General features: G+C 53.5%; 20 protein-coding genes. 17 read left to right on the top strand and 3 right to left on the bottom strand.

The window, feature by feature from the left end:
• The first annotated feature begins 102 nt into the window (after positions 1 to 102).
• The 13 genes from nadD to G8770_RS02180 all read left to right on the top strand — a co-directional run bounded on the left by nadD (position 103) and on the right by G8770_RS02180 (position 14,815).
• The gene (gene nadD / locus G8770_RS02240) at positions 103 to 762 is read left to right on the top strand and encodes a nicotinate-nucleotide adenylyltransferase (RefSeq protein WP_167181298.1); all 660 of its coding nucleotides are present in this window, start codon (positions 103 to 105) and stop codon (positions 760 to 762) included.
• Between the two features lie 115 nt (positions 763 to 877).
• The gene (gene rsfS, locus G8770_RS02235) at positions 878 to 1,240 is read left to right on the top strand and encodes a ribosome silencing factor (RefSeq protein ID WP_167181296.1); all 363 of its coding nucleotides are present in this window, start codon (positions 878 to 880) and stop codon (positions 1,238 to 1,240) included.
• A 93-nt stretch (positions 1,241 to 1,333) separates the two neighbouring features.
• Positions 1,334 to 1,804: a 23S rRNA (pseudouridine(1915)-N(3))-methyltransferase RlmH gene (gene rlmH, locus G8770_RS02230; protein WP_167181294.1), complete on the top strand. Its 471-nt coding sequence runs from the start codon at positions 1,334 to 1,336 to the stop codon at positions 1,802 to 1,804.
• Between the two features lie 327 nt (positions 1,805 to 2,131).
• Positions 2,132 to 4,111 (top strand): penicillin-binding protein 2, encoded by a 1,980-nt coding sequence (gene mrdA / locus G8770_RS02225; protein WP_167181292.1) that lies wholly within the window; start codon positions 2,132 to 2,134, stop codon positions 4,109 to 4,111.
• Complete coding sequence (gene rodA, locus G8770_RS02220) at positions 4,108 to 5,259, top strand: rod shape-determining protein RodA (protein WP_167181290.1); 1,152 nt, start codon at positions 4,108 to 4,110, stop codon at positions 5,257 to 5,259. Before mrdA ends, rodA begins: the two co-directional genes overlap by 4 nt.
• Before the next feature lie 272 nt (positions 5,260 to 5,531).
• The gene (mltB, locus tag G8770_RS02215) at positions 5,532 to 6,479 is read left to right on the top strand and encodes a lytic murein transglycosylase B (protein ID WP_208022003.1); all 948 of its coding nucleotides are present in this window, start codon (positions 5,532 to 5,534) and stop codon (positions 6,477 to 6,479) included.
• 150 nt (positions 6,480 to 6,629) lie between these two features.
• Positions 6,630 to 7,631 (top strand): septal ring lytic transglycosylase RlpA family protein, encoded by a 1,002-nt coding sequence (locus G8770_RS02210; protein ID WP_208021977.1) that lies wholly within the window; start codon positions 6,630 to 6,632, stop codon positions 7,629 to 7,631.
• A 292-nt stretch (positions 7,632 to 7,923) separates the two neighbouring features.
• Positions 7,924 to 9,108 carry a D-alanyl-D-alanine carboxypeptidase family protein gene (locus G8770_RS02205; RefSeq protein WP_167181286.1) on the top strand — a complete coding sequence of 395 codons (1,185 nt, stop codon included), beginning with the start codon at positions 7,924 to 7,926 and terminating at the stop codon, positions 9,106 to 9,108.
• 207 nt (positions 9,109 to 9,315) lie between these two features.
• Positions 9,316 to 9,606 carry a YbeD family protein gene (locus G8770_RS02200; protein WP_167181284.1) on the top strand — a complete coding sequence of 97 codons (291 nt, stop codon included), beginning with the start codon at positions 9,316 to 9,318 and terminating at the stop codon, positions 9,604 to 9,606.
• A 207-nt stretch (positions 9,607 to 9,813) separates the two neighbouring features.
• Entirely contained in the window at positions 9,814 to 10,530 is a 717-nt protein-coding gene (lipB, locus tag G8770_RS02195; protein ID WP_167181282.1) for a lipoyl(octanoyl) transferase LipB, read from the top strand.
• The gene (lipA, locus tag G8770_RS02190; protein WP_167181280.1) at positions 10,527 to 11,510 is read left to right on the top strand and encodes a lipoyl synthase; all 984 of its coding nucleotides are present in this window, start codon (positions 10,527 to 10,529) and stop codon (positions 11,508 to 11,510) included. Before lipB ends, lipA begins: the two co-directional genes overlap by 4 nt.
• Positions 11,511 to 11,517: 7 nt before the next feature.
• On the top strand, positions 11,518 to 12,630 hold the full coding sequence (locus G8770_RS02185; protein ID WP_341771049.1) for a DUF3080 family protein: 1,113 nt from the start codon (positions 11,518 to 11,520) through the stop codon (positions 12,628 to 12,630).
• A gap of 130 nt (positions 12,631 to 12,760) precedes the next feature.
• Complete coding sequence (locus G8770_RS02180) at positions 12,761 to 14,815, top strand: thioredoxin domain-containing protein (protein ID WP_167181276.1); 2,055 nt, start codon at positions 12,761 to 12,763, stop codon at positions 14,813 to 14,815.
• Positions 14,816 to 14,883: 68 nt separating this feature from the next.
• Here G8770_RS02180 and G8770_RS02175 read toward each other — a convergent pair whose 3' ends face one another.
• A complete protein-coding gene (locus tag G8770_RS02175) occupies positions 14,884 to 15,621 on the bottom strand; it encodes a glycerophosphodiester phosphodiesterase (RefSeq protein ID WP_167181274.1) in 738 nt (245 codons plus the stop codon).
• 89 nt (positions 15,622 to 15,710) lie between these two features.
• Positions 15,711 to 16,616 carry a fructosamine kinase family protein gene (locus G8770_RS02170; protein ID WP_167181271.1) on the bottom strand — a complete coding sequence of 302 codons (906 nt, stop codon included), beginning with the start codon at positions 16,614 to 16,616 and terminating at the stop codon, positions 15,711 to 15,713.
• A gap of 442 nt (positions 16,617 to 17,058) precedes the next feature.
• Between G8770_RS02170 and can the strand changes: the two genes are divergently transcribed.
• Entirely contained in the window at positions 17,059 to 17,667 is a 609-nt protein-coding gene (gene can / locus G8770_RS02165; RefSeq protein ID WP_167181269.1) for a carbonate dehydratase, read from the top strand.
• A 22-nt stretch (positions 17,668 to 17,689) separates the two neighbouring features.
• A complete protein-coding gene (locus tag G8770_RS02160) occupies positions 17,690 to 17,878 on the top strand; it encodes a YqaE/Pmp3 family membrane protein (RefSeq protein WP_167181267.1) in 189 nt (62 codons plus the stop codon).
• 129 nt (positions 17,879 to 18,007) lie between these two features.
• Here G8770_RS02160 and G8770_RS02155 read toward each other — a convergent pair whose 3' ends face one another.
• Complete coding sequence (locus G8770_RS02155; RefSeq protein WP_167181265.1) at positions 18,008 to 18,694, bottom strand: TetR/AcrR family transcriptional regulator; 687 nt, start codon at positions 18,692 to 18,694, stop codon at positions 18,008 to 18,010.
• 109 nt (positions 18,695 to 18,803) lie between these two features.
• Here G8770_RS02155 and G8770_RS02150 point away from each other — a divergent pair, with 109 nt between their 5' ends.
• Together G8770_RS02150 and G8770_RS02145 are read left to right on the top strand one after the other, a co-directional pair.
• Positions 18,804 to 20,279 carry a sodium:solute symporter family protein gene (locus G8770_RS02150; protein WP_167181263.1) on the top strand — a complete coding sequence of 492 codons (1,476 nt, stop codon included), beginning with the start codon at positions 18,804 to 18,806 and terminating at the stop codon, positions 20,277 to 20,279.
• 283 nt (positions 20,280 to 20,562) lie between these two features.
• On the top strand, positions 20,563 to 22,806 hold the full coding sequence (locus G8770_RS02145) for a TonB-dependent receptor (RefSeq protein WP_167181261.1): 2,244 nt from the start codon (positions 20,563 to 20,565) through the stop codon (positions 22,804 to 22,806).
• Positions 22,807 to 22,886 lie beyond the last annotated feature (80 nt).

The following is a 22,886-nucleotide window of genomic DNA, read 5'->3' as shown; positions in this document are numbered from 1 at the left end:
GCAGGTACTGACATCCGCTTCGGAGCCTCGGCTGACGTTTTGAAGCGTGCCTGAAACTGCGCCATTCAGTAATTAAAGTGCCTTTTGAGTAAATAGAATACCTTGAACACGTTAAAGACCCTGGGCCTGTTCGGCGGCACCTTCGACCCCATCCATAATGGCCATTTGCGTATGGCGCTGGAGTGGAAGCAGCAGTTGGGCCTGGATGAAATGCGCCTGTTGCCCTGTCATCAGCCCCCGCACCGGGATAAGCCCGGCCGCAGCAGCGAAGATCGGGCGGCCATGGTGCGCCTGGCCGTCGAGGAGTGTTCGGAACTGACGGTCGATGAGCGGGAGCTCAGGCGCGATAAGCCCTCTTATACCGTGGAGACCTTGCAGGAGATACGCCAGGAGGTCGGTGCGGATGTGTCCCTTTGCTGGTGTGTGGGCATGGATTCACTGGTGACCTTGAATCAATGGTACCGCTGGAGGGATTTGCTGGGGCTGGCGCACCTGGTCGTGGCGGCGCGACCAGGCTGGGGGCTGCCCTTGACGGGGGAAATCCCGGATTGGGTTGCCGAGCACAAAATGGCTGCCGAAGAGTTGCACCTGAAGCCCCACGGGGGCGTCGTGGTGACTGAACAAAGCTTGTTGGATATCTCGGCGACGGAGATCCGGCATATTATCAGTGTGGGGCAATCACCGGAATTTCTGCTGCCTTCGGCGGTTTGGCACTATATTGAAAAGGCGAAGTTGTATCAGGATCCAGGCGTGGGGTCTTAGTACAGAGCCCTGAGGGGCATTAACCCGGACCACAATCATCGATATTTAATGTTTAGCCACTTGCGGTTGGACGTGAAAACAAAGCATCAGCTTAATAAAAGGAAACCCTTAACTAATGTCCAAAGAATTAAACGAAATTATTATCAACGCTCTCGAAGACCTGAAAGGTAAAGACATTGTCAGTCTGGACGTGAGCGAGTTGACGGATGTGATGGACACGCTCGTGATTGCCAGCGGTACCTCCAATCGCCATGTGAAGTCCCTGGCTTCTAACGCCGTGCAGGAAGCCAAAGATCGTGGCATTCAAGCGATTGGGGTCGAAGGTCTGGATTCCGGCGAATGGGTGTTGGCTGACTTTGGCGATACCGTCTTGCATGTGATGATGCCGGCAACCCGTGATTTTTATGACCTGGAAAAGCTTTGGAGTATGGAGCCCAGCACCCGCACCAAAGACGCTGACCGTAAAGACAGCGAGTGATTTACAGGCTACGAATAATCGTGGGTACGAGCAGCCGCGAGTGAAGACCTCTTGGGTTGACCGCGGTTAGTGATACGCTAGGGTAAGCTGGTTATGCGCTTTAAAATTATTGCGGTTGGCACCCGTATGCCCGCATGGGTAGAAGAGGGCTATAAGGATTACGCGAAGCGTCTGCCGCGGGACTTTGCCGTAGAGGTGGTGGAGTTGCCCTTAGGCCCCAGAGGTAAAAGCTCTTCCATTGAGAAGGCTATGGCCAAGGAAGGACAGCAGATGCTGGCCGCGATCCCGAAAGGCGATAAAGTCATTGCGCTGGATGTGCTGGGAAAGCCCTGGAGTACGGAAAAGCTGGCCAGCAATCTGGCCAGCTGGTCAATGGAAAACAGCAATTACAGCGTGTTGATCGGTGGGCCGGATGGCTTGGCCGCTGATTGCCTGGCTCGCGCAGATGCCAAGTGGTCCCTGTCAGCGTTGACCTTGCCCCACCCCTTGGTACGCATTGTCCTGATAGAGCAACTGTATCGCGCCTGGTCAATCCTCAACAATCACCCCTACCACAAAGCTTGAGTCACTGGTTTTCTGAGTTGGGGTGACACCTCTGCGATGCCTATCGGCGTTGTGCCGCCAGTGACGGCGTTTGACGGTGAGCCAGCAGGTGAGTTTTTCCTTAATAAAATGCCCAAAAAGTGGTAAAAAATCACGACATGATAATAAAAAAGGGCGCTTGTTCAATTCTTGTCGGGTTGAACTTCCAACTCGCAGTCAATGTCCATACAATCATTGATTTTTACCCCGCTCGGGTACTAGGGGTGATGTGTTTGGGTCAGCGTACTCAATTAATTCATTTATACCTGCAGCTTCGGGCTGCAACCTGCAACTTCAAACAGAGCTTTCATGCCGGAACAGCAACACCTTAAAGATCATTATCAGGAAGCCCGGATTTTTGCTCGCCGTATGGTGGTCGCCGCTTTGGCCATCGTGATGCTACTTGGCGTGTTGCTGGCACGCCTGTATAACCTGCAGGTGGTGAACTATCAGGATTATGTCACCCAGTCTGACCGCAATCGGGTTCAGGTTCAGCCTCTGCCGCCCACCCGGGGCCTGATCTATGACCGGCAGGGCAGGTTATTGGCCGATAATCGCCCCAGTTACAACCTTACCTTGATTAAAGAACAGATTACCGACCTGCCGGCAACACTCGAGCTGCTCGGTCAGCTGGTTGATCTCAAGGAAGGGGACGTTGAAGAATTTGAAAAACGCCTGAAACAACGCCGCCGGCCTTTTGAAGCTGTTCCGTTGAGTTACCGTCTTACAGAAGAGGAAATTGCCCGACTGGCGGTGAACGAATACCGCTTGCCAGGGGTAAAAGTGTCTGCGCAGTTGGTTCGCGATTACCCCATGAAAAGCCTGTTGGCCCATACGGTCGGTTATGTCGGGCGTATTAATGACCGGGAGCTGGCGGCCTTTGATGAGCAGGAGTATCGCTTGTACAGCGGCACCCATACCGTCGGTAAGGTCGGTCTGGAGCGGGAATATGAGAGTACCTTGCTGGGGGAAGTCGGGTATCAGTACGTAGAAACCAATGCCCGCGGTCGGGTGTTGCGGGTGCTTGAGAGCATTGCGCCGGTGCCCGGAAAAAACCTGCAGTTGTATCTGGATATTGATATACAGCGAGAAGCGATTGAGGCGCTGGGGGATTATCGCGGCGCGGTTGTGGCGCTGGATGTGAAAACCGGTGGGGTGCTGGCGATGGCCAGCACACCCAGTTACGACCCCAATCTGTTTGTCACAGGCATCAGCTACAAAGATTATCGGGCGCTCAACGAGTCTCTGGATCTGCCTCTCTACAACCGCGCGATCCAGGGGCAATACCCGCCGGGCTCGACGGTGAAACCGATGCTGGGGTTGGCGGCATTGCACAACGGGGTTGTGACCCCAGAGTCTTTTGTGCGCGATCCGGGTTTTTATCAGATCGAGGGAGAAAAGCGACTCTATCGGGACTGGAAGCGACAGGGGCATGGCCGCCATGTGGACTTGTTGCAGGCCGTCACAGAATCCTGTGATACCTACTTTTACGATACCGCCTATCGAATGGGTATTGATGCCATTCACGAGTTTGGTTCTCATTTTGCTCTGGGGGAGCGAACCGGTATCGATATTCCCAGTGAGCGACGGGGAATCTGGCCATCCAAACAGTGGAAGCGAGAGGCCCGGGGGCGAGCCTGGTACCCGGGTGATACCGTGAACGTGGGTATTGGTCAGGGGGCTGTGCTGACGACGCCGTTGCAGATGGCGGCCATGACGGCCACGATTGCCAGCCGTGGCCGCTTTATCGAGCCACATCTGGTGCATACCATGGGTGAGGAGAAGGTGCCGAGCTCAATCAATGAGTTATCAACGGTGTCTCAGAAAAACTGGGATTTTATCTTTGCCACGATGAAGAACGTTGTGCACGGTGTGCGAGGAACGGCGAAGAGCATTTCAACAGGCCTCACTTACCACATGGCGGGCAAGACTGGTACCGCTCAGGTCGTGGGGATTGCGCAGGGCGAAAAGTACGACTCTGAAGCGCTGCTTGAGCGGCAGCGAGACCATGCCCTGTTTGTGGCGTTTGCTCCGGTTGAAGACCCGAAAATAGCCGTGGCGGTGATTGTTGAAAACGGGGAAAAAAGCTCGAAAGCTGCCCGGGTCGCACGTCGTGTTATCGATCGCTATCTGGCCATTGAAGCCGAGCTGGAACTCAAGCAGGAGCTTAAACAGGAGGTCACCGGGCAGGCGGCGACGGTTGGCCGTTTGGTGAACACCCCGACAGCGCCGGCCCCCATTAACCCCCGCCGGTCATACCCTGGCTCACAAGGGCAGCAAGACACATGAGCAGCTTTGGTGATTTTCAACGCAGGATGCCAGAAGCCAGTCGGGATTTACGCCGGCCGGTAAGTGTGTGGCAAAAATGGCACATTGATTTGCCGTTGCTGCTGGGGGTGATGATCATCACCATCTACGGCCTGGTGGTCCTCTACAGCGCCAGCGGCGAAAACCTCCACTATGTGCGCCGCCAGAGTGTGTTCATCGGCCTGGCTTATTGTGTGATGTTTACGGTTGCCCAGATACGCCTGCACACCCTGGAGTATTGGGCGCCCTGGATCTACAGCGGCGGGGTGATCTTACTGATTCTGGTGCTGGTCATGGGGGTGGGAGCCAAAGGCGCGCAGCGCTGGTTAAGCCTGGGGGGATTCAGGTTTCAGCCGGCGGAGATTTTGAAATTGGCCGTACCGGTGATGGTCGCGGCATACCTTTCCCGACGGCTGTTGCCACCAGGTTTGAAACACGTCTTTTTTTCCCTGGCTTTGATTGGGGTCCCGACCTTACTGATTATGAAGCAACCGGATCTGGGGACGGCTCTGTTGATTGCCGCTTCTGGGTTGCTGGTGATGTTTTTTGCCGGCTTGCGCTGGTCCTACATCGTCTCGGCGTTGGCTATTTTGGCCGCCAGTGCCTGGCCCATCTGGATGTTTGTTCTGCACGGCTATCAGCGACAGCGGATCCTGACCATGTTGAACCCGGAGGCGGATAAATTGGGCGCCGGCTGGAATATTATTCAGTCAAAAACAGCCATTGGCTCCGGGGGGGTCTACGGCAAAGGCTGGCTCAACGGGACCCAGTCACAACTGGATTTTCTGCCGGAAAGTCACACCGATTTTATTATTGCGGTACTGGCTGAAGAGTTTGGTTTGGTGGGGGTGCTGATGCTGCTGGCGCTGTACGTTTGGGTCATTTTCTGCGGGCTGAGAATCGCCGTCATGGCACAAAACACTTTTGGCCGGTTGTTGGCGGGCAGCATTACCTTCACTTTCTTTATTTACGTGTTTGTGAACATCGGCATGGTCTCGGGGTTGCTGCCCGTGGTGGGGGTGCCTCTGCCGCTGGTGAGTCACGGTGGCACCTCAATTGTGACGCTTATGATGGGCTTTGGATTATTAATGGCGATCAGTACCGAGCGTCGCCGGGTGAGTATCGGCTAAACTGATTTTAAAACTAAAGTGCCCATACGATCTGGTGTTTAGGATTCAGGGTTATTAGCAAACGAGCGATTGCCGACAGGGCAGGCTGCCATTCAAATTGATTTACCCACTTTCTGGGCTGAAAACAGGCCAGGTAGCAATATGATAGGGAGAGGCGAGTGAGATCATATAACATCCCAGTGAAGACAATGTCCCGATTAAAGCAATGGGCGAGGGCAGCATCTGCGCATTCTGTGGCGACAGCTGCTGTGACGGCTGCCCTTACCTCCGCCATGCTGGGGTGTGCCACTGTGACAGCTCAGGGGTATGAAGACAGCGTTGCCGGCAAAGCCCTGATCGCTGAAATGGTGTCTGAGCACGAGTTTACCGAGGCAGAATTAAAGGGCTGGTTGTCCCAAGCCAAAAAGCAGCAATCCATTTTGGAGGCGATTGCCAGACCTGCGGAAAAAACCTTGACGTGGGCCGAGTATCGCAAGATCTTTGTCACCGCGTCACGGATCGGCAAGGGTGTAGAATTCTGGCAAAAAAATGAGGCGGCGCTGGCTCGTGCGCAAGAGCAGTATGGTGTGCCGGCAGAAATCATCGTGGCCATCATCGGCGTTGAAACCCGTTATGGTCAGCACATGGGGAATTATCGGGTCCTGGATGCACTATCGACCCTTGCGTTTGATTACCCCAAGCGCAGTGACTTCTTTACCAAAGAGCTGAAACAGTTTTTACTGTTGGCGCGAGAACAGCAGCGTGATCCCCTGAGCCTGAAGGGCTCATACGCCGGCGCCATGGGGTATGGTCAGTTTATGCCGTCAAGTTATCGCGCGTACGCCGCTGACTTTGATGACGATGGGTTTGTGGATATCTGGAACAATCAACAGGATGCCATTGGCAGTGTGGCTAATTATTTTGTTCGACACGGCTGGAAAACAGGTGCACCGGTGGTATCCCGAGCCCGGGCCGCCTCCGATTTCGATCAGAAATTGTTGAATGATTCGCTCAAACCCAAGCATACGGTGGCTTCCCTCAAAGCTGAGGGCTTCGAGCCGGTGACTCAATTACCGGGCGCGGCCAAGGCAAATGCGATGAAGCTGGAGGGCGAGCACGGTGTGGAATTCTGGATGGGGCTGAATAATTTTTATGTCATCACCCGTTACAACCACAGTCGACTCTACGCGATGGCGGTGTATCAGTTGAGCCAGGAAATCCTTCAAGAAAAACAGACTTAGCCGCTCGGGTTATTGTCGGCGGACAATTCAGCAGCGTGATGTTCAGGGCAATTGTTGCAACGCGGTGCAAGTCTGCGCAGCGTCAAGCGGCAGGTTATAAATGGGCAGGTTACAAACCCAGTGGAAATAAAAAAGCAAAGGGGCAATAAGTTGGCGAAGACTGCAGGGCTGAATCAGGACGTGGTAAATGTGACCCGGGCGGCGTGCTTTTCGTACCGTCTGCCTGCGGCCGCGTGTGCGTTGATCATGCTGTTATCAGCCTGCAGTCCGATCAGCAAGACGACCCAGACAGCCCCGTCAGATTTTCCACCGGATTGGCATATCAAAGACAGTGGTCCGCAAACGCCGGTGGATGTGGCGCACATTCCGGATGCGGTGCCTCGCCACGAGGTGCGCACCAAAGCCGGCAATAAAAGTCCGTATACCGTGCTGGGCAAGAGCTACCGAGTGCTGCCTGACAGCCGGGGTTTTGTTCAGGAAGGGGAGGCCTCCTGGTACGGCAATAAATTTCACGGTCGCCGAACGTCAAATGGTGAGGTGTACAGTATGTACGGCATGACGGCTGCGCATAAAACCCTGCCGATCCCATCCTATGTGCGGGTGACCAATCTTGAAAATGGTCGCCAGGTGGTGGTGAGAGTCAACGACCGGGGGCCATTTCACGGCGGCCGGATTATTGACTTGACGTACGCAGCGGCCAGCAAGCTGGGCTATCTTAACAAAGGCACGGCAAGGGTCAGGGTTGAAACGGTCGAGCCGGCCGGAGCGCAAACGGGGGCTTCAGTCGCCGTGAGTTACCCGGTGGCGCCCTCCGCAGGTGTGCAGCAGGCACTGGTTGCCACGGCGCAGTCGACATCGGTTGTTGAGTCCGCCGCCACGGTCAAGGCACCTGCGCCCCGCCATTCAGCGGGTTATGAGTTGCCCACCAATACGTTTTTGCAGGCGGGGGCGTTTTCTACCTCAACCGCCGCCGAAAAGTTACGGCAGCGTATTGCCCGGCTAACGGCATTGCCGGTGACCGTGACGCAAACCAAAAGCAGTCCTTTGTATCGTGTCCGTGTCGGGCCGATCGCCGATAACCTGATGTTGATGGATCTTCGCAGTGTGTTGGAGCGGCACCAATTGCCATCACCACACCTGGTGTACGATTAATGTGTTCAGACAAGGAGATATGATGATTGGAGTGACACGATCGTTCAATACAGTCAGATCATTGCTGGATGTTGAAGCGTTGCGAACAGGGGGGCTAGCGGTCAGTTGGCAGCGGTTGATAAAACTGTGCCGTGGTCCGTTGGACTCAAAAGACGGGACTGTTACACTGGTCCGGCCTCATTCAAGGAATTTTTCGGCGCCACAACGGTCACACGCAGTGTCGAAAATATTCCACCCAGTGAGTATCTCTGGCGAAGGGATTCCATTTCATACCATCAATCAGTTGAGATCCATGAGAACACATTCAGTTATAAAATCTTTCGTAGCATTGTTTTTGTTGACACTGGTATCCGTGTCCGGGACAGCCCAGGCCCGCCAGGCGATCATTCCGGCACCTCCCCAGGTGGCTGCGACGGCCTATCTGTTAATTGATGCCGATACCGGGAAAGTCATTATTGAGCACAACGCGGATGAGCAGCTGCCTCCGGCGAGCTTGACCAAGATGATGACCAGTTACATCGTGTCTTCGGAAATTGAAGAAGGGCGCCTGCAAGATGAAGATCTGGTGCGCATCAGTGACAACGCCTGGCGCAAAGGCGGATCCGCCAGCGGCAGTTCGACCATGTTTCTGAACCCCAGAACCGAAGTGCCGGTCATCGATTTGATGCGCGGCGTCATTATCCAGTCGGGCAACGATGCCTCTATTGCGTTGGCCGAGCATGTTGCCGGTGATGAGTCGGCGTTCGCGGACGTGATGAACCAGCAGGCGACCTTGCTGGGCATGAACCACACCACGTTTAAAAACGCCACCGGCTGGCCACAGGAAGGGCACCTGACTACAGCCCGGGACCTGTCGATACTGGCGAAAGCCTTAATCAATGATTTCCCCGATCACTATAAGCTTTACTCTGAAAAATACTATGAATACAACGGTCACAATCAGGCCAACCGCAATAAGTTGTTGTTCCGCGACAGCAGTGTTGACGGTTTAAAAACCGGTCATACCAACGAGGCGGGGTATTGCCTGGTGGCCTCCGCTAAGAAAGACGGTATGCGCTTAATTTCCGTTGTGATGGGTACTCGCTCGATGAATGCGCGTGCGGTAGAGTCTCAAAAACTGCTGTCTTATGGCTTCCGTTATTTTGAAACCCACAAACTGTATGACGCCGGTAATGAGCTGAGCAAAAGCCGTATTTGGGGGGGGCGGCAAAAAGAAGTCTCCATCGGGGTTAAAGATGACCTGTTTTTGACCATCCCCCGTGGCTCGGCAGAAGAGCTGGATGCTCAAATGCACATTGATGAAGTGATCAAGGCGCCGGTTACTCAAGGGCAGGAACTGGGCAACCTCACCGTCGTTCTGGATGATGAAACCCTGGTGGATGTGCCGCTGGTGGCCATTGAGGCGGTCGAGCAGGCCGGTTTCTTTGCTCGCTTATGGGATAGCATCAAACTGTTCATTCTCGGCTTATTCTCCTGATGTCAGTCGGGTCATTGATCCGGTAAACAGACCGTTGCGGCTGATTCCAAGGCTTTTCTCCGGCAGAAAAGCCTGATATTGCCCAAACCATCAAGTTTTTATGATGTCAGGGGCCGCAGGTGGCGCACAGGTCACCTGCGGCCAATCTCGCACACAACACATTCTCAAGGTATAATGGCCACTTTGTTTTATCTCTGAAGTGCTGTTATGACTGACCCTAAAACCCATTCTGGTCAAGAACCTCCAAAAATTGAGTTCCCCTGTGAAGACTACCCCGTCAAAGTCATGGGGGAAGCTGGCGCCGAATATCACGAATTTGCGGTAGAGATTATGGAACGCCATGCGCCGGGCCTCGATCGTACCCGCATAACCGTGAGAGACAGTCGCAACGGCACCTTTCAGTCGATTACGTTCTTCATCACCGCAACGGGTATCGACCAGCTGCAGGCTTTGCACGAAGAGCTGAAAAGCAGTTCAAAAACCAAGATGGTTCTGTAAGCCCCCGGCGTGAGCGTGAGCGTGATCGTAAATCAAGGCGAGTAACCGCCCAGGCGGCATAGGCACAGACGACATAGGTTGGATAACAGAAACCGGATCCAAGCCCCGGCAGCCTGCGTGGCAGGGAGCGATCATCCAGCCCGGACCATCCGGTCAGTCGCCAGAGAGCCCGAGAATAAGACGGCACATAACTAGGTTGTTAACGACATGGCACCACAGAGCGAGACCCAAGACGGTAAATTGGTAATACGTTACCTTGGCCTGCAGGATTACCGGCCGGTTTGGCGTGCCATGTCGAATTTTACCGATCAGCGTGATGGCTCCACCACAGACGAGTTGTGGTTGGTGGAGCACCCGCCGGTCTTCACCCAGGGGCAGGCGGGCAAAGAAGAGCATTTATTGATGCCGGGCGATATACCGGTGGTGCAAGTGGACCGCGGCGGCCAGGTCACCTACCACTGCCCTGGGCAGCTGGTGGCTTACCCGTTGGTGGACCTTCGCCGACGTGGTGTTGGGGTTCGGGATCTGGTGACTCATACGGAAAACACCATCGTTGATACCCTGGCTGAGCTTGGGGTTGCGGCCTACCCCAAACCCGATGCTCCCGGCGTCTATGTGAACGATGACAAGGTGGCCTCGCTGGGGTTTCGTATTCGCAAAGGGTGCAGTTATCACGGCCTCAGTTTGAACGTAAACATGGACATGGGCGGTTTCTCTCGCATTAACCCCTGTGGGTACCAGGGATTGAAAATGGTTCGCACCATGGATTTATCCACTGACGAGCGGGCTGCTTCTGTGTCGGCTTTAGAGCCGCTGATCGTCAAGTACTTCGTAAAGCACCTGGGCTACAGTACAACCGAGGTTGCTGCAAACCCGGCCCAGGCCCTCATTGATTATTCCGACCCCGAGATTGAAATACTATGACCACTGAAACCGATATGGAACCAGTAAAACGCACACGTCGCCTGCAACAAGGTGAAAAACTGCGGGATGCGGATAAGGTGGAACGGATTCCAGTCAAAGTGATCGCCACCGACGAACTCAAGCGCAAGCCGGACTGGATCCGTGTGCGGGTGGGTAATTCGCCGGAAGTTGATCGCATCAAAAAGATTCTGCGTAAGAATTCTCTCGCAACCGTGTGCGAAGAAGCGAACTGCCCAAACCTCAGTGAGTGTTTCAGTGGGGGGACGGCCACCTTTATGATTATGGGTGAAATCTGTACCCGCCGCTGTCCATTCTGCGATGTGGGTCATGGCAAGCCGAACCCGCTGGATGACAACGAGCCCGTACAGCTGGCGGAAGCTATTGCCGAGATGAGCCTGAATTACGTGGTGATCACCTCTGTGGACCGAGATGACCTGCGTGACGGTGGTGCACAGCACTTTGCTGATTGTATTCGTGAAGCGCGTGAGCGTTCGCCGAAGCTGGAAGTGGAAATCCTGACACCCGACTTCCGCGGCCGTATGGACGTGGCTCTGGACATTCTGGAAAAAGATGCGCCGGATGTCTTTAACCACAACCTGGAAACCGTGCCGCGCATGTATCGCACCTCACGGCCGGGGGCCAACTATAAGTGGTCACTCAAATTATTGCAGGAATTCAAAAAGCGTCGCCCGGATGTGTTAACCAAGTCCGGGTTGATGGTGGGCTTGGGTGAAACCAAAGAAGAAATTTTTGACGTCATGAGAGATATGCGTGCCCATGACATTGACATGATTACGATCGGTCAGTACCTGCAGCCCTCACGTGATCATCTGCCGGTTGATCGCTATGTGCACCCGGATGAGTTTGACGAGTACACCGCCATGGCTAAAGAGCTGGGCTTTAAGCGCGCCGCTTGTGGCCCGCTGGTAAGATCGTCTTATCATGCGGATAAACAAGCTCACGGCGAAGAAGTAAAATAATCCTCTTGTGCGCAACGGGTTGCGAGTCAGCAGTGTTCGCCTCCCGTTTGTGCTGTCTTGTCTGGTCGTATTGCTAATAGCGTGTTCTCCCCGAGATCGGGTTGATGTGTTGCTGGATGACTATCATTATCGCATGAACAACGTTTTTGACTCCGGCACGAATAAGGAGTTGAGCGTACCGCCATTACCTTCCATCCGCTTTCCCAGGCGACGGGAACTTTTACAGCCGACTCCGGCGATCAATATTAACCTGTTGGAATTTCTGCGTTTATCGTCCTGTGACCTGCAGCGATTGCTGGGGCAGCGCAACAGCAGCCTGGGCAACGTGATGCCTTCCAGTCAGCGGTTTCTGTATGAGCTTTCTTTTCTTGAGCTGGCGCAGACGTGCATAGCAAGTTTGCAACCTAAGAGCGCAGCGGCGGATTTGGTGGACACGCTGACGGCGGCGGTGGTTGAAAAGCAAAAGCACCTGGACGCCTACTACTGGAACGCTACCTGGGGCAGTGAAGAGTTCCAGAAACTGTTTTCAACCGCTGCGCCTCTTCCCGGCTTGTCGTTTTTACAGAGGCAGCCGGCGGCGCTGGAGGCGTCTCTGGAAGCGTTGTTGGCGGGATCAGAGCACTGGCGCCAGCAACTGCTGGAAGAGCGTGAGGCAGCCTTTGAGCAGGCTTTGGCGGTGGTGGGCAGTGACCGCTATCTGGGGCAAATGCGATTGTCCATGTGGCATGCTCGTCACGTTTTGGCGCAAGTCAAGGTCATCGTCGAGGAGGCTCAAAATACCCGGGCCATTTGTCTGCAGGGTCGGGTGACGCCAGCGGGACGCATCATGGAGCGGGTGTTTTATCGCTATTACATTGGTCAGGTACAGCCGGTACTCAGTCTGACCAGCCAGCGGGTCGACAGGTTACGTTCACAATTGCAGGGATCCCTTAGCCGCGGTCCGGCAGTTGTGACAGAGGGGTATTGGCGACAGGTATGGGACGATGCGCCGGAGAGTGAATGGGGACAATTCAGGCAGGCCATTGCGGGCCATACTCGTATGTGGCAAGGATTGCTCAAGCATTGCGGGTTACGGCCGGGAGTGCGACCTGCCGGTCTGGCGCTGGCGGATCCGGTTTAAAAACGCCGCAAATACTGACAGGCACAGTCATTTGTTATTAAATGGGGATGTTGAATTGAGTGCAATGTACGACTAAGCGTCATGTGATACGGACTCAATCGTTACTTACTTTATCCGAGGTCCCGGCCAGATGACAGCACTCACCAATACCTTGTCCGGCGAGACCAGCCCTCATTTACAGTCGCACAGTACCCAGCCGGTCCAGTGGCAAACCTGGAGACCGGAAACGCTGGCCCTGGCCAAACAACACAACAAGCCGATTCTGTTGTCGATTGGCTTTTCCGCGTGTCGATGGTGCCACCTGATGGCTCGTGAATCGTTTCAAGACCCGGAGACCGCAGCGCTGATGAACGAGTTTTTCATCAACGTTAAAGTGGACCGTGAAGAGCGTCCGGATCTGGATGGGGTTTACCAAACCGCGCACCACTTGTTGACCGGCCGCAGTGGCGGTTGGCCTTTGACCGTCTTTTTGTGTCCGCAAACACAATTGCCGTTTTTTGCCGGCACTTTTTTTCCAAAAATCGGACAGGAAAATCAACTGGGATTCGATGATCTGCTCAACCGGGTACAGCACTATTACGGCCAGCAACAGGCGGATTTTTTACGCTTGCGGGGACAGGTAGAGAGCAGCTTTCAGCAGCTGACGCCACCGGCTGCGAGTGTGGCGCATACACCAGAGGTCTCCTTGCTGGATGAAGCCTTAACGCGTTTGGCTGCCGGTCATGATCTGCAAGACGGCGGATTTGGCTCGAGCCCTAAATTCCCCTTGCCGGTGAACCTGGCGTTTCTGTTGCAACTGCAGGCCCGACAGGGATTGCCGGTATCGGCGCGTGAGCATTTGCTACAGACCCTGAATCAAATTGCACAGCGCGGTATTAATGACCGAATCGGCGGCGGGTTTTATCGTTACAGCACCGATAGCGGCTGGAATATCCCTCATTTTGAAAAAATGCTTTACGACAATGGGTTGTTGCTGGATGTATATGCCCGGGCCTGGCTGACGACAGATAACCCGCTGTATAAAAGCGCCGCTATCGGTATTGTCCGTTGGTTGCGGCAGCATATGCTTACCCCGCACGGAGCATTTTTTAGTGCAATGGACGCCGAAACGGCAGGTCGTGAAGGGGATTATTACACTTTATCTGAGGCTGATATTAAAGCTCAGTTAAGCGTTGAAGAATTTCTGTTGTTCCAGCAAATGTTTGCGCTGCGAGGTCAGCCTAACTTTTTCGGGCGCTGGCATTTGTCACAGCAACAAGATCTGAATACCGCCGCCAGGCAATTATCAATGACTCGGGAGACGGCGCTGGAGCTGTATCGGGCGGGACGTGAAAAAATTGAAAGTCTGCGGATACAAAGGCCATTGCCGCTGATTGACGAGAAGGTTTTGACGGGATGGAATGCGCTGGCCGTGAAAGGGTTGTTGGTTCTGGCCCGTAAAAATAATGAGCTGCGGGAGCTTGCTCTGGCTCAGGGCACGCTGGACTTTATCCGCAACAACCTGTGGTTGAATAACCGCTTGTTTGCGGCCTGGCAGGGTGAACGGCCAACAAGACACGCCTATTTGGATGATTACGTCTACCTGATGGATGCGCTGCTGGAGAGCTTGCAAACTCAGTGGCGCGATGTGGATTACCAGTTTGTGATCGCACTGGCTGAGTCTTTGCTGCGTTTGTATGAAGATACCGATCAGGGTGGCTTCTTTTACACCGCGCACGATGCCGAAACACTGATTTATCGCAGCAAGCCGTTTATGGACTCTGCTTTGCCAGCTGCGAACGGTGTGGCAGCTAAAGTATTGCTGCGCCTGGGACATTTAACCGCGGAGCCCCGCTATCTGCAGTCTGTGCAAAAACTATTGTCTGCAGCTTTACCTTCTGTCCAGCAATCTCCGGAAACGCATCTGACGTTGCTGCAGGCGCAGATGGAAAGCCAGCATCCAATGCCCCAGGTACTGTTGCTGGATAATGGCTCTATGGCGGTGTGGGAACAAGACGTGCGTCAAAATTTTTGTGAACAGATCTTGTGTTACCGGATTCCCGAAAGCGCTGAGCTATACCCTACAGAAGCCCTCAGTATGGACGTTGGTGACGCGCTGGTGTGTACGGGGGATCATTGTCTTGAGGTACAGCGAAGTTGTAATGGCATCATTCACCAACTGACGGAATTGTTGCAGCGATCATAATAAGACTGCGCTGGAGCGGTGAGGCTTTATCTCAAGTCTCAATGCTGAGGATTCACAGCGCCAAAATTTTATCGGTCTTGAATCGTGTTTTCGTGGTTAAAGGCCAGTAAACGTCTGGGGAAATCGGTAAAGACACCGTCCACGCCCAGTTCTACCATCCACTGCATATCCTCTTCTTCATTGACCGTGTATACCCACACCTGAAGGCCTCGAACTTTGGCATCGTTGACCAACTCCTGATTGATGAAATTAATGCTGGGGTGAAAAGAGTAGGCTTCCAGCGCGTCTGCGCACGCGGCGTAGTCCAGAGGAACTCCTTCGACCAACACGCCGCGTTTTACTTGTGGTAAACACTGTTTAAAATCATACAGCTGGCGATGATCAAAGCTTGAAATCACATAGTGATCAAAGCCGGCCTGATGATCGCGCGCGTAACTTTCCAGCGCGCTGGCGACGCCGTCAACACAATTCGGGCCCTTGAGTTCAATGTTCAGCATGACTTGATTGCCGACCAGTTCCAATACTTCTGGCAGGGTGGTCAAGCGGTTGCCGCACTCCAAAATTAATTCTTTCAGCTGTTGCGGGTGATGGTCGATCAGGCGCCCCTGACCGGGCAGTGTTTTTCCCAGTCGGCGGTCGTGGGTGACCAGTAATTCTCCACCTATGTTCCAGATGTCCAATTCAATGGCGTCCACGCCCAGTGCCAGACTCTCGGTAAATGCGGCAAGGGTATTCTCGGAAAATAGCTGGCTGCCGCCTCGGTGGGCGATGCACAAGAGCGGGGAAGAGGGAACAGATCTGGCCATGAACGGCGCCTCTTTGAGTCTGGTGAAGCAGTTGATCGTGTGGTGGGTTTAACTGAAAAGCCGTGTGCCTTTCACATACCACAAATGCATTAGTGGTCGAGTAAGCTTTTTAACTGTTGCTCGGCTTGCTGTCTATAGCTGCCGCCAAATAAATTGGCGTGATTGAGAAGATGATAAAGTTGATACAGCGGACGGCGTCGGGGGTAGTCCTGATGGATTGGGGCGATGTCCTGATAACCCTGGTAAAAGGGCTCGGGAAGCCGGCCAAATAATTCGGTCATGGCCAGATCCGTTTCCGGATCACCGTAATAGCAAGCGGGATCAAAAATTACGGGCTCATCGTGGTGAAAGCCGATATTGCCGCTCCACAGGTCACCGTGTACGAGCGCCGGTATTGGCCGATGGTGTTGCAGATACTGCCGGGTGCGCTCAATGTAAAACTCAATGTCGGGGTGATCCAGGGGGCGTTTGTATAGCAGGCTTAGCTGATGCCCGATACGTTGTACGGCAAAAAAATTGGCCCAATCGCGGTCCCATTGGTTCGGTTGAAAACTGAGGCCGCAGTAACTGGCGTCTTCAAACCCAAAGTGGTCTCCGACCCTGGCCCGGTGGAGTTCCGCAAGCGCTCGTCCGGCTTGTCGCCAGTTGCCGTCAGCTTGCAGCTCCAACCCTTCCAGCAGCAAATAACTGAATTGCTGACAGTGTCCGCTGCACAGGGGCCGACAGGTGCGAATGCTGCTTGGGTTGGCGGCATGATGTTCGGCCAGCGCCCTCAGGCCCTGCAGTTCAGCTGTGAAGAGGGGGCGCTTGGCAGGTTCATTCAGTTTGAGAAAAAAGCTGGGTCCATCGCTGTGTAACAGAAAGCCCTGATGTGTGTCTCCTCCGTGAACCGCAGTGAAATCCCGTATCTGCCAAATATGAGGCATGCCGGAAGGGTATCGTGTTAAGGCAGACTCGAAGAGCTGGTTGATGTTGCTGAGCGTCGGTTGTTGCATCGTGTGCTCTATAATTTACGCAATACCCTGTTGCTGTGTATTGCTCAACGTTGAAGCGTTTCTAAAATCACCCGGTCTATTTCTAAAACAACTAATGTTCTTTACCAACGCCGCAGGGCCTTGTCCTCGGGCCGTTAAGGGTTGTTTGCGGCTCATGAGACGGCCTGTGATGTAAAAACGGATCGCGTCAGTTTCAGGGCGGACTCGAAATCGGCCATTGTTATAGCGATAATAGTAACCCTGCACGGTTTCGCAAGTCTTCCCAGCTAGTTAAGCCGGTCTTTTTACGGTATAAATACGGCTGCAGACATGGTGATTTTAGCTGCTGTGTCCGGTAGGTCTATCTTCCTGAAGTATAGGGGTTTTCCTGAGCAGGAATGCCGGGTGAAGATGCGGGGGATTCCTCCCAGAGACACTGCAGCGGGTAGGAACTGGAGATGATATGAGCAAGCCGGAAGACCTTCTTGAAAATAATCGCCTGTGGGCGAAAGCGGTAAAGATCGAAGACCCCGAATATTTCAATCGCCTGTCACAACAGCAGACGCCTGAGTACTTGTGGATAGGCTGCTCCGACAGCCGCATCGCGGCTAACCAGATTGTGGCCATGGAGCCCGGCAGTGTCTTTGTCCATCGCAACATCGCCAATGTGGTGGTGCACACCGATCTGAATTGCCTGTCGGTGATTCAGTACGCTGTCGAAGTCTTGAAAGTGAAGCACATTGTGGTGGTTGGGCACTACGGTTGTGGTGGTGTGCAGGCGGCTTTGGGCGAGGCCAATAACGGCTTGATCGACAATTGGCTGGAACATATCCGCGATGTCTATCACGATCATCAAGCTGCCGTAGACAGCGCTCCCAGTGAAAAAGAGCGGGTAAATCGTCTCTGCGAGCTCAATGTGATTTCGCAGGTAGGCAACGTGGCGCAGACAACGACGGTGCGCAACGCCTGGCGCGCCGGGCAGGACTTAACCTTGCACGGCTGGGTTTACAGCCTGGAAGATGGCCTGGTTCGGGATTTAAAAGTCACCAAAGATGCGTCTTCTTTAACTTAACAAATAAAAAAGGAATGTAGTAATGCGTTTATTACTAGCGTTAATTTTGCCGTGGCTACAGTTTTTTACGATTGGGCGGCCCTTTGCCGGAATTATCTGCCTGATATTACAGCTCACCTTGATAGGCTGGATTCCTGCTGCCATTTGGTCTGTCTACGCCTTAAGTCAATATAAAACCGACAAAAAGATTGCACAGGCGATGACTCGATAACCTTGAGCTTAGGCCGACAACAAAAAAAGCGCTCACCAGAGCGCTTTTTTTGTGTTTGGGGTTCGGGTCTTGATCATGCCGTGATCGTGAGTAGCCTTGACGGTGCACTGTGCTGGCTTTGTGTAGGCATCATCCCTCACACACTTCCCGAAAGCCCGCCGCAATGAAAGGAATCATACGATCATAAGCGGCCCGGAAATCATCGGAGCGGCAAAGGCCGCGGGACATCTTATCGATACGGCCGGTATTGGCAAAGGTCAGCGACATGGCGCCCGACATATAGTGATAGCACCAGTAAAGATCCGCATCGTCGGAGCCGGGTAGGGCTGCCCGCAGGGCATCTACAAAGATATCCACCAGGTCGTTGTAGTGTTTGCTCATCAATACCGGTCCCCACACGGCCGAGTTGTTGACGTAGGCCAGCAAAGCACAGTAATTCTTCCAGCCTTCATCGTCACTTTCCTGGGCGACTTCCAGCGGGCGCAGGAAGGCCTCAATGATTTTTTCTACGGAAACCACCTCGGGAGCTGCGGCCTGTTGGGCCGATTGCAGTGCCGTGAGGCGCTGTTCATTCAGAATTTTAGCCCGACGTTTGAACACCGTATCGAACAGCTGTTGCTTGGGGCCAAAGTAATAATTGATCAGGGCAACATCGACCCCCGCGGCATTGGCCAGCGTGCGCAGGGTGACGCCGTCATAACCGTGGAGGGCAAAAAGTTCTTCGGCGGCATTGAGGATACGCTCTCCACGCTCGGATTTATCCTTGTCTGAGCTGCGTGGACGACCCACTTTCACTTGTTTAGGAGGGCTGGGCATGGAATTTCACTCACTGGGTTAGGACGATGATTCTACGCAAGGCTTGACAATTCAACAAGCGATGAATTTAAATGCGTTCATCCTAACGAAAATAATAAGAGAGAAATCTATGTCGGCCGAGCTGTTCAAGGTTGTGTGTGTGGGCTTCTATGTGGTGCTGACCCTGTGGTTATCCTGGGTGGGGATGCGCAAGACCAAAGACATCAAAGGGTTTTCCATTGGCAACAAGGACATGAGCCCCTGGGTCATTGGCATCACCATGGCCGCGTCGGTGTCGTCTACCGCCACCTTCGTGATCAATCCGGGTTTTGTCTATGTCCACGGTATGTCGGCGTTCGTGCATTACGCCGTGGCCGGTAGTGGCGGCATCATGACGGCGTTTTTATTACTGACCCGACGCTTCCGCAAGCTCGGCGATGACAGTGGGGCCATTACCATTCCCGACTGGATCTATAAGCGTTATCAAAGCCGGTCACTCAGCACGTTCTTCGCCTTGATAAACCTGCTGTCCATTGCCTTTGTGGTACTGATTCTGGTGGGTTGCAGCCTGTTGCTCAGTCAGCTGTTTCCGATTTCCCAAACCTGGTCTCTGACCCTGATTTTGCTGTTTGTGTTTTCCTATGTACTCATGGGCGGCAGCTATGCCCACGCCTACACGAATACCTTTCAGGGGGTGATGATGATTGGCGTGTCGATCTTCATCTTCGTGCAGGGCTTCCAGTATTTTCAGGGGGATGTGATCGGCAGTCTGCGCTCGCTCGGTGATCACTATGTTCACGTATTCAACGCGGAGAGTAACCTGTATTACGACTTTTTCTCGGTCTTTTTCAGCGGATTTGTCATTACTTTTGCGCTGATGATGCAGCCTCACATCCTGACCAAAATGCTGTATCTGAAAAACGATCGCGACGTGAACCGCTTTCTGTGGACCACGTTTCTGGCGGGCAGCTGTTTTATGCTGATGCTGGCGGTGGGGTTTTACGCGCGCTTAAAAGGTCTCGACATTCCCCGTCAGGACGGGGTGGTGGTGAGTTACATCACCTCTGAATTTTCAGGCTTTGTGTGGGGCCCTTACGCGTTGGTGTTTATTTCCATCACCTTGCTGGCGGCCGGGATGAGCACCCTGGATGGGATTCTGGTGTCGCTGTCGGCGATGGTGGTCAAGGATCTTTACCTGCCGTTCAGCGGCAAGCAGGAATTTGATGAAGGTCGCGGTCTGTTGCTGTCGCGGTTGGTGCTTGTCGGTGTGGGTTTGTTGGCGTATGCGGTGGCCCTCAATCCTCCGGCATTGGTGGGGCTGTTTGCGCAGAAAGGGGTCTATGGTCTGGCGGCGGCCTCTTTGGTACCCATCGTACTGGGCACCCTGCTGACCCAAAGACCGCCGGTCGTGGTGGCCTGGAGTGCAGCCGCAGTGGGTTTGGTGGCGCACGTGATCGGCATTCTGGTGTTGGGGATTGCCAACCCTGCAGTCGCTGCGACCTACGCGATTTTGTTGTCCAGTTTGGTGGCTGTTGTGTTGATGTTGGTTAACTCATTGAAAAACAAGAAAAAAGCATCGCAAGAAGTTTTATTCAACAACCGTTGAAGAAAGTCATTGACAATTCATCATGTGTTGAATTTAAATGGAGGCTAAGGATTAACGCTGCCTGGGTGTTATCCATTGCCGAGTCAAGGCAATAAAAAGTTAAGACAATAAATTTTAAGTGAATAAAAATAACGGGTACGACCTGTCACATTTTTAGAATGCCGGGAAAAGTTTTAGAAAACCCAGCGGCTATTAAATATCTCGAAAACTGAATGTCCTAAATCTGGTGTTACCCTTCGGGAGAATACCAATAATAAAAATCAAACAGAGCAGGTTCAGAGCAATGAAAAAACCATACTTAGCCAAACACCCCCTCGCCGGCGTGATCGCCGTGACCATTGCCTTATCCGGCAGCCATGCCGTCTTTGCTCAAGACAGCAAGATTGTCCTGGAAGAAGTCATCGTGACCGCGCAAAAGCGCGAACAAAACATACAGGATGTGCCGGTGGCGGTTACCGCTTTCTCCGCCGCAGACTTGAATAACGCAGGCGTACAGGACGTCACCGAAGTTCAACGCTCAGCACCGAACGTCACCATGCAGGTCAGCCGCGGCACCAACACCACCCTGACGGCTTACGTTCGCGGCATTGGCCAGGCGGATCCGCTGTGGGGGTTTGAGCCGGGTGTTGGGTTGTACGTGGATGATGTGTATCTGGCACGTCCTCAAGGTGGGGTACTGGATGTGTTTGACGTCGAGCGCATTGAAGTGTTGCGAGGCCCTCAGGGCACCTTGTACGGTAAAAACACCATCGGTGGTGCAGTCAAGTATGTGACCAAGCGTCTGACCGGTGAACCTGAACTGAGCATTAACGGGTCCCTGGGTTCTTACAATCAGCGTGACCTTAAGATAGCTGGCCAGTTACCACTGATCGAAGACAAGCTGTTGTTTGGGGCCTCCGTCGCTCAATTCAAGCGGGATGGCTTTGGCGAGTTTTTGTTGAACGGCGATGACAACTACAACAAGGATGTGACGGCCGCGCGTGTCAGTCTGGAGTTTTTGCCAACGGACAATCTGTCATTGCTTTTCAGTGCCGATAAAACCGAAGATGATTCTAATGCAAAAGGCGGTTACCGGATGACACCGAGCCTGTTGATTCCTGCCGAAACGCCGCCTTCCAGCGTGTTTGATACCTACGCGGATATGCCAACCTACAACAGCGTGGAAAGTTCCGGTGCTTCGCTGACGGTCAGCTGGGACATCAATGAAGCTCTGACGCTGAAATCGATTACTGCCTATCGTGAAGGCGATACCTTCACCAACATTGATTTCGACAATACCTCATTGCCTTCTGCGCATGTGCCAGCCGTGTACGCCGATGATCAGACCACTCAGGAATTTCAGTTGAGTTACACCGGTGACAAGCTGGCTATGGTGGGTGGCTTGTATTACTACGAGGGTAGCGCCGCTGGTGCGTTTGATGTGCTGTTAGGCGCTTACAACGTTGCTGGGCCGTTTGATCCGTCACTGGGTATCTTTGATGCGCTGTCAGCCGGTTCGGTGGATACGACTAGTTACGCGGCTTATATGCATGCGACTTATACCTTTAACGATTCCTGGGCCTTAACTTTGGGTGGTCGCTACACCCAGGATGAAAAAGACGCTGATGTTTATAAAGAACAACTGTTTGTAGACGGCACGTCTGCTGCGGTCGGCGGTGAAGACTTGTTCTCGTTGGCGGTGTTGACCGATTATCAGAATGACAACAGCTGGAGCCAGTTCTCGCCTCGCGTCAGTGTCGACTTCTCCCTCAATGACGACATCATGATGTACGCCTCTTACAGCCAGGGTTTCAAGAGCGGTGGCTTTGACATGCGGGGTGATGCGACAGCCAACCCGGGTACCGTGAATGGCTTCGATCCGGAAATTGTGGATACGGTTGAATTTGGGGTGAAAGCCGAATTGTGGGATGGACGCGTGCGCATGAACGCCGCGACTTTCTATTCTGAATACACCGATATGCAGGTAACGGTGCAGGAGGGGGTTGCCGGTGGCACCAATTATGTCAGCTCGGTACTGAATGCTGGGGAATCTGAAATCCGCGGCTTTGAATTGGAAGCCATTGCCCAGATTACAGAAGGCTTATCGGCGAACTTGATGGTGGGTTACATTGATGCGGAATACATTACGGTCGATAACGAAACGCCCAATGGGGTGGAGAATATCGCCGATGACTGGAGCTTTGCCAACACACCGGAAAAGGTGGCCAGCTTCAAGCTGAATTATGCCTCCAGTCTCGGCAATTGGGGCGATATTGCGGTCTCTGCAGGCGCTTCTTATCGCAGCGAAACCCAGATTTTTCAGGTGGCCTCGGCGATTGATGAAGACAGTTATACCCTGTGGGACGCCAGTGCGGTCTGGTACTCCAGTGATGAGCATTGGACGGTCGGTTTGCACGGTAAAAACCTGACGGATGAAGAGTACCGGGTCGGTGGCTACAACTTTGCCAACCTGGGTGGCGATGAAGTCGTGGTCGGCTATTACGGTAATCCAAGAACGGTTAGCCTGAACTTCGGCTATCGCTTTTAATCAGTGAGTGACAAGCAGATCTGGTGCTGCCCGGGCATGATGGTGGGCGCGGCGGGTCTGCATCTTGGATCGTTTTGATG

It is taken from the genome of Pseudomaricurvus hydrocarbonicus (genome assembly GCF_011602365.1).
Lineage (GTDB): Bacteria > Pseudomonadota > Gammaproteobacteria > Pseudomonadales > Cellvibrionaceae > Pseudomaricurvus > Pseudomaricurvus hydrocarbonicus.
Note: the sequence above shows the minus strand (reverse complement) of the source record. Positions and strands in the feature narration are given on the sequence as shown.

Coding starts and splice junctions, on each gene's coding strand:
- rsfS (WP_167181296.1), top strand. CDS start 878: ATGTCCAAAGAATTAAACGAAATTATTATCAACGCTCTCGAAGACCTG.
- rlmH (WP_167181294.1), top strand. CDS start 1,334: ATGCGCTTTAAAATTATTGCGGTTGGCACCCGTATGCCCGCATGGGTA.
- mrdA (WP_167181292.1), top strand. CDS start 2,132: ATGCCGGAACAGCAACACCTTAAAGATCATTATCAGGAAGCCCGGATT.
- rodA (WP_167181290.1), top strand. CDS start 4,108: ATGAGCAGCTTTGGTGATTTTCAACGCAGGATGCCAGAAGCCAGTCGG.
- mltB (WP_208022003.1), top strand. CDS start 5,532: ATGCTGGGGTGTGCCACTGTGACAGCTCAGGGGTATGAAGACAGCGTT.
- G8770_RS02205 (WP_167181286.1), top strand. CDS start 7,924: ATGAGAACACATTCAGTTATAAAATCTTTCGTAGCATTGTTTTTGTTG.
- G8770_RS02200 (WP_167181284.1), top strand. CDS start 9,316: ATGACTGACCCTAAAACCCATTCTGGTCAAGAACCTCCAAAAATTGAG.
- lipB (WP_167181282.1), top strand. CDS start 9,814: ATGGCACCACAGAGCGAGACCCAAGACGGTAAATTGGTAATACGTTAC.
- lipA (WP_167181280.1), top strand. CDS start 10,527: ATGACCACTGAAACCGATATGGAACCAGTAAAACGCACACGTCGCCTG.
- G8770_RS02180 (WP_167181276.1), top strand. CDS start 12,761: ATGACAGCACTCACCAATACCTTGTCCGGCGAGACCAGCCCTCATTTA.
- G8770_RS02175 (WP_167181274.1), bottom strand. CDS start 15,621: ATGGCCAGATCTGTTCCCTCTTCCCCGCTCTTGTGCATCGCCCACCGA.
- G8770_RS02170 (WP_167181271.1), bottom strand. CDS start 16,616: ATGCAACAACCGACGCTCAGCAACATCAACCAGCTCTTCGAGTCTGCC.
- can (WP_167181269.1), top strand. CDS start 17,059: ATGAGCAAGCCGGAAGACCTTCTTGAAAATAATCGCCTGTGGGCGAAA.
- G8770_RS02160 (WP_167181267.1), top strand. CDS start 17,690: ATGCGTTTATTACTAGCGTTAATTTTGCCGTGGCTACAGTTTTTTACG.
- G8770_RS02155 (WP_167181265.1), bottom strand. CDS start 18,694: ATGCCCAGCCCTCCTAAACAAGTGAAAGTGGGTCGTCCACGCAGCTCA.
- G8770_RS02150 (WP_167181263.1), top strand. CDS start 18,804: ATGTCGGCCGAGCTGTTCAAGGTTGTGTGTGTGGGCTTCTATGTGGTG.
- G8770_RS02145 (WP_167181261.1), top strand. CDS start 20,563: ATGAAAAAACCATACTTAGCCAAACACCCCCTCGCCGGCGTGATCGCC.